The sequence below is a fragment of the Gordonia abscondita genome, assembly GCF_032711245.1.
In the GTDB taxonomy this organism is placed as follows: domain Bacteria; phylum Actinomycetota; class Actinomycetes; order Mycobacteriales; family Mycobacteriaceae; genus Gordonia.
Map to the genome: position 1 here is coordinate 1,857,804 of NZ_CP128986.1, position 13,343 is coordinate 1,871,146.

Sequence of the window (13,343 nt, forward strand, 5' to 3'; positions counted from 1 at the left end):
TAGTCCCAACGTCCGGCGTTGTTCCAACCACACCGAACCGTGATGCAGATGTGACGGATGTGACTTGCCGCACATTGTCTGCGCGCCGTATGGTTGTGAGCGGTATCACAGGGAGGGTGTTGTGCAAATGAGAAACCGCCATCAACATGCGCCGCAGAACAGTGCACGATCGCTGCTCCAGCAGATCTCGGAGGTCGTGCACAATCCTGCTCGGGAACGATTCGAGCTGTGGGTGGCCGGCGACCTCGTCGGTGTCCTCGGTTACAGCATCGAAGACGCCCCGGACGGGCGGGTCGCGACGATCTTGCACACCGTCCTATACGACGAGTACGCCGGTCACGGACTGGCGACTCGATTGACCGGGAGCGCGATGGGCTACATGCGTGACAACGGTTTGAAGGTGCGACCGGTCTGCACATTCACTCGAAGTTTCCTCGACGCACATCCCGGCGTCGTCGCACTCGCCCCCGTCTAACCCCGAACGGTCACCACGTGCGGTGAGTGGGTTGCGGTGGCTGGGCAGAGGTGACTGTGGCTAGGCGGACGAGACGTCCAGTACGACAGGCGCGTGATCACTCGCACCCTTGGCCTGCCGAGCCGCGACGTCGATGAAGGCGTCGAAGACGCGATCGTTCAGCGCGGGGGAGCAGAGGGCGAAGTCGATGCGCATGCCCTCGTTCCTGTCGAGGCGTCCGGCCTGGTAGTCCCAAAACGTATATGTGTCAGGCCCCGGCGCGAAGGGGTCGGCGCTGTCGACGAACCCCGAATCAGAGAACGCTGTGAACGCAGCGCGCTCGGCATCGGAGGTATGGGTGCGGTCGGCGAAGTACTCCCGATCCCAGACGTCGGCGTCGGTCGGCGCGACGTTCCAGTCGCCAGCCAACGCGATCTGGGCGGCCGGATCGTGTGTCAACTCCAGCCGGGTCACATTGGCGAGGACGTCGAGCCACTCGAGTTTGTAGGTCATGTGCGGGTCGCCGGGCGCGCGGCCATTCGGGACATAAAGACTCCAGACGCGCACGCCGCCGCAGGTCGCCGAGATGGCCCGCGCCTCCGGGCGCCCGTCGAAGGTCGGTTGCCCATCGAAGCCCATGTGCACGTCGGTCAGGCCGACGCGGGACGCGATCGCGACACCGTTGTAGCCGCCGTTCCCGTGGATCGCGACGTCGTACCCGTGGGCGGCGAAACTCATCACCGGGAACTGGTCGTCCGAACACTTGGTCTCCTGCATGGCGAGCACGTCGACGGCGTGCCGGGTCATCCAGGCGACGACGTCCTCCGAGCGGGCGCGGATCGAATTGACGTTCCAGGTGGCCAGACGCACGATGTCAGATCTCCTCGGCCGGTTCGGTCACGGTCATACCGGCATCGGACCAGTGGGCGCGGACCGCGTCCGGATCGTCGTCGACGAGTAGCACGGCGAACCGCCGGTCGCGATACGAGTCGCGCCAGAAGTCGACCGACTCGGCGAACCATTCGAACGCGTCGGGCTCGTCGGCGAGCACCTGCGACGCGTTGTCGATAATCGTCAGCCACCCGGTCGACGGTGTGCCCTCGGCCGTGTGCAGGCCGGCAGGGAGGTCCCGCATGCAGTCATCGAGCGCGTCGCGGTTGCGGCCGAAGTAGTCGGGGAAGTCCCAGGCTGCCGCGAGCGCGTCGAGTACCTGCGGCACGGTCCGCATCCGGGCGCCGTCGACGCGACGCGCGACGAGACCGCTCCCGAACAGGGCCGGCGACGAGGCGGCGACGGCCGTCATGTGCGTGGCCCTCGGATCGCGGCGAACGTCTCATAGTGGTCGAGCGTGTAGTAGGCCGAACCGTTGCTGCCGGTCACGATCCGTTCGGCGTCGCGGCCGCGCCCATTCTGTTTCGGGTTGACGTCCCATTCCCGGTAGGTGATCTTCTTGCCTGCCGACGTCTTCTTCGGAAGTCGTCCTTCCGCGTTACGGAAAGTGTCCCCGCCGTGCGTGCCAGGCGCGTTCGCGGCGCCAGGCCAATCGCCCGCGTCGATGTAGTCGAGTGTCTGCTGCACGCGGGCCGGTACGTCGCTCGACGGTCTGCCCGCGGTACGGGAGCGTTCGGACGCCGCGGAGCCCGGCGCCACCATGGACACCCCGGACTGTGCGGCCGCCGACGGTTCGGCGTCGGTGGTGCTGCGTCCGTCGACCCACCAGGTCAACACGACGACAACCAGCAGGACGATGACCCCCAGCGCGGATGCGAGCATGCGGCGACGGGATTGGTCCGGGTTGCTGTTCGGGTGCGACATCGCGTTCCACGGTAACCGGTGACGCCGCGGAATCGAATTCGTCTAGATCGGACTCGTCTGGATCGAATTTTCGTGGGGCTCGGCGAGGCCGCCGACGGTGACGGTGTGGTGGAGTTCGTAGCCGGCGGCCCGCGCGGCCGCTCGTACGGTCTCGTCGGCCGCATCGACGTCGATCGCCCACAGTGCGTCGCCGACTCGGACGGGGACGAGGCCGCCGACGGTTTCGGGGGCCGGGGCGACGAGCACCTCCAACGACTGAGCGTCGTCGACGGTGATTCGACCGGGCAGTACGAGGCGGTCCGGGAGTAGCGCCAGCGCTGGCAGGTTGCGGGCCGCGTACCACTCGACGATCTCGGTGACGGCCGCCGCCGGTGCATTGAACTCGACGGGAACTGCCGACCGGCCGCGGATCGTCGACCCGCCCGCCGCGACGATCCACCCGTCGATCTCGGCGCGATGTGTCGCATCGGATCCCGCGCACAGCGCGCGCTCGACGTCGCGGATCACCGAATTACGGACCACCCGTCGCGACAGGAGCCGGATCGAGGTGATCGCCGTGCGTGGAATCGAGATGACTTCGCCGTCGCGGTCGACCGTCAGCGACTGCTCGTCCGCCGACGTCACAAGTACGCCCGTCACATCCGACTGTGACGGGCCGGACGGTAACTCCGGGTTCGGCGCAGCGCGCCAATCCGATGGGGTGTCCGACCGGTCGAGTCGATAGCGGACGACGACGCGGTCGCCTACGGTCGGTTCGATCACGGCACGTTCAGTCGTCGTCGTGCCCGAATGGGTCGCGGTCTGCGCCCGGCATCCAGGTGAGGCCGGGCACTCCCCAACCGTTGCGTTTGACGGCCTTCTTCGCCGCGCGCGCGTTCCGGCCGACGAGGACGTCGATGTACAGGTAGCCGTCGAGGTGGCCCGTCTCGTGTTGCAGCATCCGAGCGAAGAGGTCGTCGCCTTCGATTTCGACCGGATTTCCGTCACGGTCGGTGCCGACGACCTTGGCCCAGTCGGCGCGCCCGGTCGGAAAGCCTTCGCCCGGCACCGACAGGCAGCCTTCGTCGTTGTCGTCGGGGTCCGGCATCGTCTCGGGGATCTCCGAGGTCTCCAGGACGGGGTTGATGACTTCGCCGCGGCGGCGCGTCGGACCGTCCGGGCAGTCGTAGACGAACATGCGCAGTCCGCGACCCACTTGATTGGCGGCCAGGCCGACGCCGTTGGCCGCGTCCATGGTCTCGTACATGTCGTCGAGCAGACCGACGATCTCGGCGGACGGACGGCCCTGATCGTCGACGTCGACAGGCGTCGTCGGATGGTGGAGGACCGGTTCGCCGACGATGCAGATTGGAAGAATTGCCATGTCCACATACTTTACCGGCGCAATGCGGAGGGTTCGCGGTGCGTCGCCGTGAAGGTGGCGGTTTCGGTGGCTACACTCTTGAGGCGAACCACACGCTTGTGATTCGTGCGGGGACGCGGGTGCGGAACGCGGAAACGGGGCGAGTGGATGTGACTATTCGGCAGGCTTTGCAAGGGAGCGAGATGGACGGCGCAACCGCGCGTACACCAGGCGACGACGATTCGGTGGGTGCTGCGCAGGCTGGGCAGCACAGTGACCCGCACGAAGTTGGTCCGGACGGGCTCACTCGCCGGGAACGTGACATTCTCGCCTTCGAACGTCAGTGGTGGAAGTACGCGGGCTCGAAGGAAGAAGCCATCAAGGAACTCTTCAGCCTGTCCGCGACCCGCTATTACCAGATTCTGAACGCGCTGGTCGACCGCCCGGAAGCGCTTGCGGCGGACCCGATGCTGGTGAAGCGTCTGCGTCGTCTGCGGGCGTCGCGGCAGAAAGCGCGCGCCGCGCGACGCCTCGGATTCGAGATCTGAAACAGTCACCGCGGGCGCGTCGTACGGACGGCTCGCCTCACGGGCGACCTCGTGAGCTAAAGTTGCCGTGATGAAAGCTGACCGAGAAACCAACCGACTGCCCCTTCGGGCAGGCGCCATGCTGCTGTTGGCTGTCGCCGTGGTCTTCATCGGCCTCGGCTGGCACCACGCGGCCACCAGTGGCGACGATGACAGTGACTTGTCCGCCGCCCAGAGTCCGACGACCTCGGCGGTTGCGGAGGCGCCCGAATCGACACCGCGAGGCGAGAGCAAGTCTGCTCCGCCGTCGTCAACGAAGGCCGCCGACGCCGCCGACGTCGGGACGATGTGCGTGCTCAACGCGGGGACGGTGACGGGCCTGGCCGGCGACGTCTCGACCAAGCTCAAAGAGGCGGGCTTCGAGGTCAGCAGTGCGGAGAACCTCTCGACCGGCAGTATCAGCGAGAACACCGTCTTCTACGACGAAGGTCATGCCGATGCAGCCAAAAAGGTCGCCGACGCGGTGCCGGGCGGAGCGTCAACCGACCCGCGTCCCGCTGTGTTCACGCGGTGCGAAGGTGAACTCGTCGTCGTCGTGGTCACCAAGTAAGCCTGTTCAGCCCCCAGTCCTCGTACGGAACACATAAGGAGCGCCATGTTCGCCCGTAACCACAGCGGTGCCGCTACCGGAATCTCGACCACCCGTGTCTTGGCGGTCCTCGCCGCGGCCGGTGTCGCCGGTGCGGCCCTCGCGGGCTGCACGCCCGATCAGTACCCCACGGATGAGAAGGGCACTACGCCGTCGGTCATCACCGGAGATCAGGCGCAGCCGGGCGACGAGATCAAAGCCGGCACCACCTCCGGCGGTGCCGAAGAGCTGACCGTGACGTTGCGCAACACCGACGGCACCAGCGTCGGCTTCGCTACGTTCAGCGCTGAAGGCGATGCGGTCACCGTGAACCTGCGCGTCACCGGCATGGACACGGGATCGCACGGCGTTCACATCCATTCGGGCAGCAAATGCGAGGCGTCGAACGGCTTCGCATCGGCAGGCGACCACCTCCAGGTGAACGGTCACACCGGCAAGCCGGAGAGCGGTGACCTGACCAGCGTCACCGTCCTGCAGAACGGAACCGGAACTGTCACCAGCTCGACCGACGCGTTCAAGCTCGACCAGATCCGCGGCCGGGCGCTCATCGTCCACGAGGTCGGCGACACGGACGGTTCGCACCGTCTGGCCTGCGGCGTCATCGCCGAGTAGCGAGCGGGCACGTTACCGGTGGGGGATCGTATCAGCGAGACCGAGTTTCACGGATCACTCGAGCCGACGCTCGGAGTGGAATGGGAGCTCGCGCTCGTCGACCGTCATACACGTGACCTGTCGAACTCCGCTCCAGAACTGTTCGAGCTGATCGCTGCGCGCGGCGTCGATCGATCGGGACAGATCCACAAGGAGCTGCTCCGCAACACCGTCGAACTCGTCACCGGGATCTGTCATACGGTTCCCGAGGCGATGGCCGACCTCGGCGACACTCTCGACGTCGTGTGCGCGCTCACCGACGAGATCGGCGTCGACCTGTACGGCGCGGGCACCCACCCGTTCGCGGAATGGTCGACGCAACAGTTGACCGAAGGTCCGCGCTACGCCGAACTGATCGCTCGCACACAGTGGTGGGGACGTCAGATGCTTATCTGGGGTGTCCACGTGCATGTCGGGATCAGCCGCCGCGACAAAGTGCTGCCGATCCTCTCGTCGCTGCTCAAGTTCTACCCGCACCTGCTCGCCTTGTCGGCGTCGTCGCCGATGTGGGGCGGGCAGGAGACGGGGTACGCGAGCAATCGGGCGATGATGTTCCAGCAGTTGCCGACCGCGGGTCTGCCGTTCCAGTTCGAGCGGTGGAGCGAGTTCGAGCGCTTCGTCGCCGACCAGAAGACCACCGGAATCATCGACCATCTCAATGAGATCCGCTGGGACATCCGACCGTCACCTCACCTGGGCACCATCGAAGTCCGGGTGTGCGACGGCGTCTCCAATCGCCGTGAACTAGCGGGCATCGTCGCCCTCATCCACTGCCTCATCGTCGACCTCGACCGTCGGCTCACCGCAGGTGAGACGCTGCCGCAGATGGCTCCGTGGCTGGTGCAGGAGAACAAATGGCGCGCCGCCCGCTACGGCATCGACGCCATCATCATCCAGGACTCCGACTGCTCGGAGCGCCTCGTCACCGATGACCTCGCCGACCTCCTAGTTCGCCTCGAGCCGGTTGCCGCGTCGTTGGGTTGTGCCGACGAACTCGCGTCCGTCGCCGATATCGTCGCCAACGGTGTCAGCTATAAACGCCAACACGAGGTGTTCGCCCGTACCGGCGATCTCCGTGACGTCGTCGCGTCGATCGTCGACGAACTGGAATGAGCGTCGCGCTCGCGTGACCGGGTCACCCACTGGCCGTGGGCGACCGGTCAGCGATCGCTGTCTTTGATCTGTGAGCGGAGTTGGCTCTCGTCGAGAAGATGTTCGTCGATGCGCTGCTCGCGGTAGACGAGTCGGCCGACGCGTTGCGCGATGACGGGTGCAGTGATCAGCGTGAACAGGCCGCTCAGCACGAGCATTCCGCTGTCGAAATGCCCATCGAGTCGGATGAGCACACCGATGAGGACGAGGATCATGCCGAACGTCTGCGGCTTGGTCGCCGCGTGCATACGGCTCAACGTGTCCGGGAAGCGGACGATGCCGATCGCCGCGGTCATCGCGAGCAGCGAACCGGACAGCACGAAGAAGGCAGTCAGCACGTCGGTGATCATTGGTCGTCCCTCACTCGGAAGCGGGCCACGGCGACGGACCCGATGAAGCTGACGAGGCTCAGGACGACGATCGCAGCGGAGATCGTCGTGTCGCCGGTCACTGCCACCCAGATCGCGAGGCCACAGATCATGATGGCGACGATCGCGTCCACCCCGACGAGTCGGTCGAGGGTACTCGGGCCGCGGAGCGTCCGGTAGGTGGTCAGGACGGCGGCGATGAGGAGCATGGCCGCGGAGATGGCCCAGACGTAATTCACCGGTCCTCCTTCCGTCGACGCAGCAGTTTTCGGGAGGCACGACGCTCTTCGGCCGCGACGCGCTGACGGTCGCTGAACGGAACATGATGGTAGTCGTCGTCGATCCCGTGGAACGGGCTCGGATGCCACTCGGAGTCGCGCTCGAACGCCTTGATGAACTGCCGTTCGACGTACGCCATCTGGCGGAAGAACGAATCGATATGCGACTGCTTGCGGACGTCGAAGATGTGCACGTACAGCATGCGCCGGAGGTGGTCGATCTCGACGACCATCGTGCCCGGCACCAGGTTGATGTAGTCGACGGCGAGCGTCAGCACCAGGTCGGATTTGATGGCGACGTGGACTCGGACGACGGCGCCGAGGGGTGGTGGTCCCGGCTTGATCGCCGCCCACGCGACCTGCGCCGACGACACCACGAAATTGCCGATCAGCGTGAGTAGGAGTTTCGCTGCGGCCAGCGGATGGACTCGTCCCTCGACGGGGACGCGCGGCAGCGGCAGCACCGTCATGACGACGATCGCGAGCACGATGCCGACGACGATGTTGGCCCAAGTGACTTCACCCCAGAGGAGGACCCAGACGAACGCGAGCCACGCGACACCCCACAGACGCATCGCGAACTCACGCAGGTCGCCGCCCGCCCACTTCGGGAACTTGAGGTGCTCCTGCAGCCACACGATCAGATTCGTCAGGGGCCACGCAAACCAGACGACGGCGAGTCGCCACAGGTTGCCGAAGAACGACGGGACCGGCTTCTTGCCGACCGGCTTGACATGCGGGCGGTCGGGGAACGGCGTGTTGCTCATCGGCCACCTCCCGGCCCGAGGACGGTCTCGATGTAGATGTTTCGGTCGAGGACGCCATGTGCGCCGCTGTCGGTGAACTCGAAGATCGGTCCGGCCCACACTGTGAGGGCGAGGCCGACGGCGACCATCGCGGCCGTCGGCACCACCATGGTGACGGGCATCCGGCCGACGTCCTCACGGTCGTCGAGCTGTACGTCGATGCCTTCTTCGACGAGTGCGGACGGCGTGCTCGACGCCAGGTCGCCTTCGGGGGCATCTGCCCGTGCCCGCCAGAAGCCCTTCGTCCAGATCCGGGCCATCACATACAGGGTCAGCAGGCTCGTGACGACGCCGCCTGCAACGAGAATCCACGACAGGACCGAACCGTCGGCGACACCTGCCTGCAGGAGCGCCACCTTGCCGATGAATCCGGAGAACGGCGGTATACCGCCGAGGTTGAGCGCCGGGATTAGGAACAGGACAGCCAGCAGCGGGCTCGCGATGAGTCCGCCGAGCCGTCGAAGGGACGACGATCCGGCTTGACGTTCGATCAGTCCGACGACCAGGAATAGCGTCGTCTGGACCAGAATGTGGTGGGCGACGTAGTAGATCGCGGCCGACGTCGACTCCAACGATCCGACGGCGATGCCGAAGATCATGTAACCGATATGGCTGACGAGTGTGAACGACAGTAGTCGTTTCACATCCGACTGGGCGATGGCGCCGAAGATGCCGACGAGCATCGTCAACAGTCCGGCGATCATCAACACGGTGTCCATGCTGCCGCCCGGGAACAGGAGCGAATGCGCGCGGATGATCGCGTAGACGCCGACCTTGGTGAGCAGTCCGGCGAACACCGCGGTGACCGGTGCGGGTGCCGTCGGGTACGAGTCCGGCAGCCACGTCGACAGCGGGAAGACCGCCGCCTTGATGCCGAACGCGACGAGGAGCACCGCGTACAGCGCGTTGCGGGTGCCGTCCGGGACGTCGTCGAGCCGTACCGCCATCTCGGCGAGGTTCAGGGTGCCGGTCGCCGCATACGCGAATGCGATGCCCGCCAAGAAGATCAGGGACGACACCATCGACACCATCACGTACGATGCGCCGGCTCGTACGCGTTCGGCGCTGGCGCCGAGCGTCAACAGCACGAAGCTCGCGGCGAGCAGCACCTCGAACGAGACGTACAGGTTGAACAGGTCGCCCGCGAGGAACGCATTGCAGACACCTGCCGTCAAGATCAGGTAAGTCGGCAGGAAGATCGACACCGGCTGTTCGGTGGTGCCGTCTCGGATGCCCTGGCCGATGGCATACACGACGACGCACAGCAGCACCGTCGTCGACACGACGAGCATGAGGGCGGCCAGTCGGTCCACCACGAGGGTGATACCGAGCGGCGAGCCGCCACCGCCGTCACGGTCGCCCCATCCGCCGACGTGGACGGCGTACGGACCGTTGACGCTCGTCAGATACAGCATCATCGCCGACGCGGCCAACGCGACACCGATCGCGGTGACGCTCACCGCGCGCTGGACGCTCGGGCTGCGCCCGCGGAGCAGCGTGACGGCCGCGCCGAGCAGCGGGGCCAGTGTCGGCAGGACGATCAACACGGTGATCCACGACGATTGGGGGATCACCGATCGCCCCCATCCCGATGGCCGCTGCCGCCTCCGTGGTCGTCGCTGTCTGGGGTATCGCTGTCTGGGGTATCGCTATCTGGGGTATCGCTGTCTGGGCTGGCGCTGTCTGGGTCGTCGGTCATATCAGTGGTGTCCGGCATGTCGTCGCCGTCGTCGTCGTGCAGGTGTGCGATCAGGACGGCGTCCTCGGGCATCAGGTCGGTTTCGATGACGCCCTGGTGGACGGCTTCGAACTCTTCGGCGGTGAGCGGGTTTCCGTGGTCGTCGAAGAAGTCGCCTGCGACGGTGTCAGCTCCGGTGAGCGGATCGTCGCTGCGGTCACGGTCGCCGAACGACTGCAGGGAGCCGGTGGCGATCTTGACGTCCTCCGGATCGTCGCCGAGATCATCGTCGTCGGTGGCGGACTCCACCGATGTCGGTTCGATGTCGGGAGGTGTCTCTCGACTGCGCCGGTTGATGACGAACAGCCGGTACGCCAGGGCGAGCACGAACGCTGCGACGCCCATCGTGATGACGATGGCGGTCAGCACCATTCCTTGAGCGAGCGGGTCGGCATCCGAACTCTGGCCAGACGATTCGCGTCCTCGGATCGGGGGACTCCCCGGCGAGCCCGCGAGTGTGACGATCAGCAGATTGACCGCGTTGCCGACCATCATGAGGCCGAACAGCATCCGGATCAGGCTGCGTTCCATCAGCAGATATACACCCGCCGCGGCGAGCACACCCGCGACGACTAGCAGCCCGAGGTCGACGCTCATTTGCGCACCTCCTGCGGCTGCTGCTGGGCGGAGACGCCGCCGGTCAGCGGCGCATCGTCGGCCACTTCCAGGCGGGCGCCGAGGCTGCGAAGCACGTCGAGGACGAGTCCGACGACGATCAGATAGATGCCGAGGTCGAAGAACATCGCGGTGACGATGTGAACGTCGCCGAATACCGGTAGATGCAGGTCGATGACCGCCGACGACAGGGCGGGCGCGCCGAGGAACAGTGAGCTGACGGCCGTCGCCGCGGAGATGAAGAGGCCCGCACCGAGAATGGTTCCGGCCTCGACTGGCAGTGCTTCACCGAGTTCGTACCGGCCGCCGGCGAGATAGCGCAACACGAGGGCCAGGCCCATGACGAGGCCGCCCGCGAACCCGCCGCCCGGCGCATTGTGGCCCGCGAAGAACAAGTAGAGCGACAGGATCACCAGGGTTGGAAAGACGACGCGGGTAGTGGCTTCGAGCACCATCGTGCGATGTCGAGGATCGCGTAGTTCGCTGCCGACGAGCCACGTGGTCCGTTCGGAGACCGAATCGTCGTCGTCGATGCCTGCTTGTAGTCGCGCGGCATCGGTGATGCGCGGCACCGCACCGAACCGGCGGCTGCGGAACACCATCGACGCGACACCGGTCGCGGCGACGATGAGGACCGAGACCTCGCCGAGGGTGTCCCAGGCGCGGATGTCGACGAGGAGGACGTTGACCGCGTTCGAACCGTGCCCGAACTCGTAGGCGGCGTCACCCAGGCGGACTTGGAGGGGTTCGGTGGAGCGGGCCGCAGCGGCGAACAGTCCGACCAGGACGAGCATCGCGCCGAACGCCAGACCGATCAGGGCACGCCCGATTCGGAACCCAGTCGCGTGGCCCGCGGCCGCTTCACTCGGCAGCTTGCGCAGCACCAGGACGAAGACGACGAGGGTGACGCTCTCCACCAGGAACTGGGTCAATGCCAGGTCGGGGGCACCGTACATCGCGAACAGCGCACCGCAGCCGTACCCGGTGAGGCCGACGAGAAGCACGCTCGCGAGGCGGTTGCGCATCATCGTCGTGGCGAGCGCGGCGGCGATCATGATGAGGCCGACGACGACTTGTTCCGGGGTGTCGAAACCGTGGACCGACAACGTGTCCCGGTTGCCGAGCGCCAAAGCGATTAGCGGCAACGCGACAGCGGTCGACAAGATCACCGCCTGGGTGATCGGCAGGGAGCCACGCTGAGTGGTCCGAGTGACCCACAGGGATGCGGTGTCGGCCAGACGCAATGTCGCATCGTAGGCGCGGTCGGCGTTGAGCGGCGGCGGGTTCTTGAACACGCGACGTCGGCGGGCGCGGAGCACCAGGAAGAGTGCGGAGCCTGCGACGACGACGATGACCGAGAACAGCAGGGGGAGCCCGAAACCGTGCCAGAGAGCCAGATGCTCGATGGGATGCCCGAATGTCGGCAGGGTCTGCGCGTACGGCTCGAACAGGTCGCCGATCTGGGGCGCCACGAACGACGAGACGACACCGAGGACGGCGAGGACGGCAGGCGGAGCGAGGAACGCGAAGCTCGGCGGATGGAGGGTGGCGACCGCCCGCGTCGGGAGACGACGGACCTTACGGCCGAACGCTCCCCACAGGAACCGCGTCGTGTACGCGAAAGTGATGATCGAACCCACGAGAAGCACGATGTCGACGAGGTGTGCGGCCGTCGGGTCAATGGCCCCGGTGTCCCAAAGGGTGCCGAAGGCCGATTCTTTGCCGACGAATCCGAGGGTGAACGGCAGCCCGGCCATGCTCGCGCCGGCGAGTGCGGCGATCGTGGCGAGGACGGGCAGCCGATGGCCCAGTCGCGCTAGGAGCCGGATGTCGCGAGTGCCGGTCGAATGGTCGATGATGCCGACGACCATGAACAGGCACGCTTTGAACATGGCGTGCGCGACGACCATCGCGAGCCCGGCCATCGCGACTCCGCCGTCGCCGACGCCGACGAGGACCATCATGAAGCCGAGTTGCGAGACGGTGCCGAACGCGAGGATCAACTTCAGGTCGCGTTCGCGGAGCGAGCGCCACCCGCCGAGCACCATCGTGAGGGCGCCGAGACCGAGAACGAGGACCTGCCAGCTCAGCAGGCCCGCGAACGCGGGCGCCAACCGGGCGACCAGATAGATGCCAGCCTTGACCATGGCCGCGGCGTGCAGGTACGCGCTGACCGGGGTTGGGGCGGCCATGGCGCCGGGCAGCCAGAAGTGGAACGGGACGATCGCGGACTTCGACAGCGCGCCGATCAGCATGAGGATCACGGCGACGTCGATGTAGACGCCCCCGCCGGGCGGGTCCGCGATGAGATCCGACAGCAGGTAGCTGCCGGTGCGCTCGCCGAGCATGATGATGCCGACGAGCATCGCAAGGCCGCCGAACGTGGTGACGAGCAGTGCTTGGGTCGCTGCTCGGCGGGACGTCGCGCGGACCATGTTGAACCCGACGAGCATGAACGAGAGGATCGTCGTCGCTTCCCAGAACACGTACAGGACCAGCATGTTGTCGCTGACGACGAGCCCGAACATGGCTCCCGCGAACGCGACGATCTCGGCGCCGAACGTCGCGACGCGGCGCCGCATGATGTCGAAGTAGTTCGCGCAGTACACGAGGACGAGCGAACCGACACCGAGGATGAGGACCGACAGGACCGCCGACAACGTGTCGAAGCGGACTTCGATGTCCATCTGCAGGCTCGGCACCCACGAGATCGACTCCGTGCTGGGTTCGGCGTTAGCGTCCGGCCAGTTGACAATCACCCAGACTAGGGCAGCGGCCGGCATCAATGCGAGGACGTAAAACCCCCGGGTACCACAGGCTTTCATGATCGGCGGTGACGCGAGCGCACCGATGGCGAGCGCGATCATCACAACGATCAAAAGGGCACTCCGTCGTTTTCAGAGGGTGGGCGGGGTGTCGAAACAAGTCTTCTGCCGTGGTCTACTCTA

16 protein-coding genes are annotated in these 13,343 nt (G+C 66.1%); 5 read left to right on the forward strand and 11 right to left on the reverse strand.

What is annotated here, in order from left to right:
- The first annotated feature begins 127 nt into the window (after positions 1–127).
- Positions 128–475: a GNAT family N-acetyltransferase gene (locus MP11Mi_RS08735; RefSeq protein ID WP_420041888.1), complete on the forward strand. Its 348-nt coding sequence runs from the start codon at positions 128–130 to the stop codon at positions 473–475.
- Between the two features lie 60 nt (positions 476–535).
- On the opposite strand, the gene MP11Mi_RS08740 is transcribed toward MP11Mi_RS08735, so the two are convergent.
- Genes MP11Mi_RS08740 through MP11Mi_RS08760 form a run of 5 tightly spaced genes read right to left on the reverse strand, consistent with a single transcriptional unit; the run spans position 536 to position 3,632 of the window.
- Positions 536–1,324 (reverse strand): exodeoxyribonuclease III, encoded by a 789-nt coding sequence (locus MP11Mi_RS08740; protein ID WP_420041889.1) that lies wholly within the window; start codon positions 1,322–1,324, stop codon positions 536–538.
- Between the two features lie 4 nt (positions 1,325–1,328).
- Positions 1,329–1,757, reverse strand: a complete 429-nt coding sequence (locus MP11Mi_RS08745) for a barstar family protein (RefSeq protein WP_420041890.1) — start codon at positions 1,755–1,757, stop codon at positions 1,329–1,331.
- The gene (locus MP11Mi_RS08750) at positions 1,754–2,269 is read right to left on the reverse strand and encodes a guanyl-specific ribonuclease (protein ID WP_420041891.1); all 516 of its coding nucleotides are present in this window, start codon (positions 2,267–2,269) and stop codon (positions 1,754–1,756) included. Before MP11Mi_RS08750 ends, MP11Mi_RS08745 begins: the two co-directional genes overlap by 4 nt.
- Before the next feature lie 42 nt (positions 2,270–2,311).
- Positions 2,312–3,031: a GNAT family N-acetyltransferase, cg3035/Rv0428c family gene (locus tag MP11Mi_RS08755; RefSeq protein WP_420041892.1), complete on the reverse strand. Its 720-nt coding sequence runs from the start codon at positions 3,029–3,031 to the stop codon at positions 2,312–2,314.
- A gap of 7 nt (positions 3,032–3,038) precedes the next feature.
- Positions 3,039–3,632 (reverse strand): peptide deformylase, encoded by a 594-nt coding sequence (locus tag MP11Mi_RS08760; protein WP_420041893.1) that lies wholly within the window; start codon positions 3,630–3,632, stop codon positions 3,039–3,041.
- A gap of 182 nt (positions 3,633–3,814) precedes the next feature.
- Here MP11Mi_RS08760 and MP11Mi_RS08765 point away from each other — a divergent pair, with 182 nt between their 5' ends.
- The 4 genes from MP11Mi_RS08765 (at position 3,815) to MP11Mi_RS08780 (ending at position 6,551) form a co-directional block, all read left to right on the forward strand.
- Positions 3,815–4,159 (forward strand): DUF3263 domain-containing protein, encoded by a 345-nt coding sequence (locus tag MP11Mi_RS08765; RefSeq protein WP_420041894.1) that lies wholly within the window; start codon positions 3,815–3,817, stop codon positions 4,157–4,159.
- A gap of 70 nt (positions 4,160–4,229) precedes the next feature.
- Complete coding sequence (locus tag MP11Mi_RS08770; RefSeq protein ID WP_420041895.1) at positions 4,230–4,748, forward strand: LytR C-terminal domain-containing protein; 519 nt, start codon at positions 4,230–4,232, stop codon at positions 4,746–4,748.
- A 45-nt stretch (positions 4,749–4,793) separates the two neighbouring features.
- Positions 4,794–5,399 (forward strand): superoxide dismutase family protein, encoded by a 606-nt coding sequence (locus tag MP11Mi_RS08775; RefSeq protein ID WP_420041896.1) that lies wholly within the window; start codon positions 4,794–4,796, stop codon positions 5,397–5,399.
- Positions 5,400–5,417: 18 nt separating this feature from the next.
- Positions 5,418–6,551 carry a glutamate--cysteine ligase gene (locus MP11Mi_RS08780; protein WP_420041897.1) on the forward strand — a complete coding sequence of 378 codons (1,134 nt, stop codon included), beginning with the start codon at positions 5,418–5,420 and terminating at the stop codon, positions 6,549–6,551.
- A 47-nt stretch (positions 6,552–6,598) separates the two neighbouring features.
- Here the strand turns inward: MP11Mi_RS08780 and mnhG are convergent, their stop codons facing one another.
- From mnhG to MP11Mi_RS08810, 6 genes are read right to left on the reverse strand one after another with little or no spacing between them, the layout of a single operon-like run.
- On the reverse strand, positions 6,599–6,940 hold the full coding sequence (gene mnhG / locus MP11Mi_RS08785) for a monovalent cation/H(+) antiporter subunit G (protein ID WP_420041898.1): 342 nt from the start codon (positions 6,938–6,940) through the stop codon (positions 6,599–6,601).
- Positions 6,937–7,197 (reverse strand): monovalent cation/H+ antiporter complex subunit F, encoded by a 261-nt coding sequence (locus MP11Mi_RS08790; protein WP_420041899.1) that lies wholly within the window; start codon positions 7,195–7,197, stop codon positions 6,937–6,939. The genes mnhG and MP11Mi_RS08790 overlap by 4 nt, the downstream gene beginning before the upstream one ends.
- A complete protein-coding gene (locus MP11Mi_RS08795; protein WP_420041900.1) occupies positions 7,194–8,003 on the reverse strand; it encodes a Na+/H+ antiporter subunit E in 810 nt (269 codons plus the stop codon). Before MP11Mi_RS08795 ends, MP11Mi_RS08790 begins: the two co-directional genes overlap by 4 nt.
- Entirely contained in the window at positions 8,000–9,616 is a 1,617-nt protein-coding gene (locus MP11Mi_RS08800; RefSeq protein ID WP_420041901.1) for a Na+/H+ antiporter subunit D, read from the reverse strand. The genes MP11Mi_RS08795 and MP11Mi_RS08800 overlap by 4 nt, the downstream gene beginning before the upstream one ends.
- Positions 9,613–10,377 carry a Na(+)/H(+) antiporter subunit C gene (locus tag MP11Mi_RS08805; protein ID WP_420041902.1) on the reverse strand — a complete coding sequence of 255 codons (765 nt, stop codon included), beginning with the start codon at positions 10,375–10,377 and terminating at the stop codon, positions 9,613–9,615. The genes MP11Mi_RS08800 and MP11Mi_RS08805 overlap by 4 nt, the downstream gene beginning before the upstream one ends.
- Positions 10,374–13,274, reverse strand: coding sequence for a Na+/H+ antiporter subunit A (locus MP11Mi_RS08810; RefSeq protein WP_420041903.1), 2,901 nt, complete (start codon positions 13,272–13,274; stop codon positions 10,374–10,376). The genes MP11Mi_RS08805 and MP11Mi_RS08810 overlap by 4 nt, the downstream gene beginning before the upstream one ends.
- Positions 13,275–13,343 lie beyond the last annotated feature (69 nt).

Excerpts from the sequence above, each read along its gene's own strand:
- MP11Mi_RS08735 (WP_420041888.1), top strand. The coding sequence starts at position 128 with ATGAGAAACCGCCATCAACATGCGCCGCAGAACAGTGCACGATCGCTG.
- MP11Mi_RS08745 (WP_420041890.1), bottom strand. The coding sequence starts at position 1,757 with ATGACGGCCGTCGCCGCCTCGTCGCCGGCCCTGTTCGGGAGCGGTCTC.
- MP11Mi_RS08750 (WP_420041891.1), bottom strand. The coding sequence starts at position 2,269 with ATGTCGCACCCGAACAGCAACCCGGACCAATCCCGTCGCCGCATGCTC.
- MP11Mi_RS08760 (WP_420041893.1), bottom strand. The coding sequence starts at position 3,632 with ATGGCAATTCTTCCAATCTGCATCGTCGGCGAACCGGTCCTCCACCAT.
- MP11Mi_RS08765 (WP_420041894.1), top strand. The coding sequence starts at position 3,815 with ATGGACGGCGCAACCGCGCGTACACCAGGCGACGACGATTCGGTGGGT.
- MP11Mi_RS08770 (WP_420041895.1), top strand. The coding sequence starts at position 4,230 with ATGAAAGCTGACCGAGAAACCAACCGACTGCCCCTTCGGGCAGGCGCC.
- MP11Mi_RS08775 (WP_420041896.1), top strand. The coding sequence starts at position 4,794 with ATGTTCGCCCGTAACCACAGCGGTGCCGCTACCGGAATCTCGACCACC.
- mnhG (WP_420041898.1), bottom strand. The coding sequence starts at position 6,940 with ATGATCACCGACGTGCTGACTGCCTTCTTCGTGCTGTCCGGTTCGCTG.
- MP11Mi_RS08795 (WP_420041900.1), bottom strand. The coding sequence starts at position 8,003 with ATGAGCAACACGCCGTTCCCCGACCGCCCGCATGTCAAGCCGGTCGGC.
- MP11Mi_RS08805 (WP_420041902.1), bottom strand. The coding sequence starts at position 10,377 with ATGAGCGTCGACCTCGGGCTGCTAGTCGTCGCGGGTGTGCTCGCCGCG.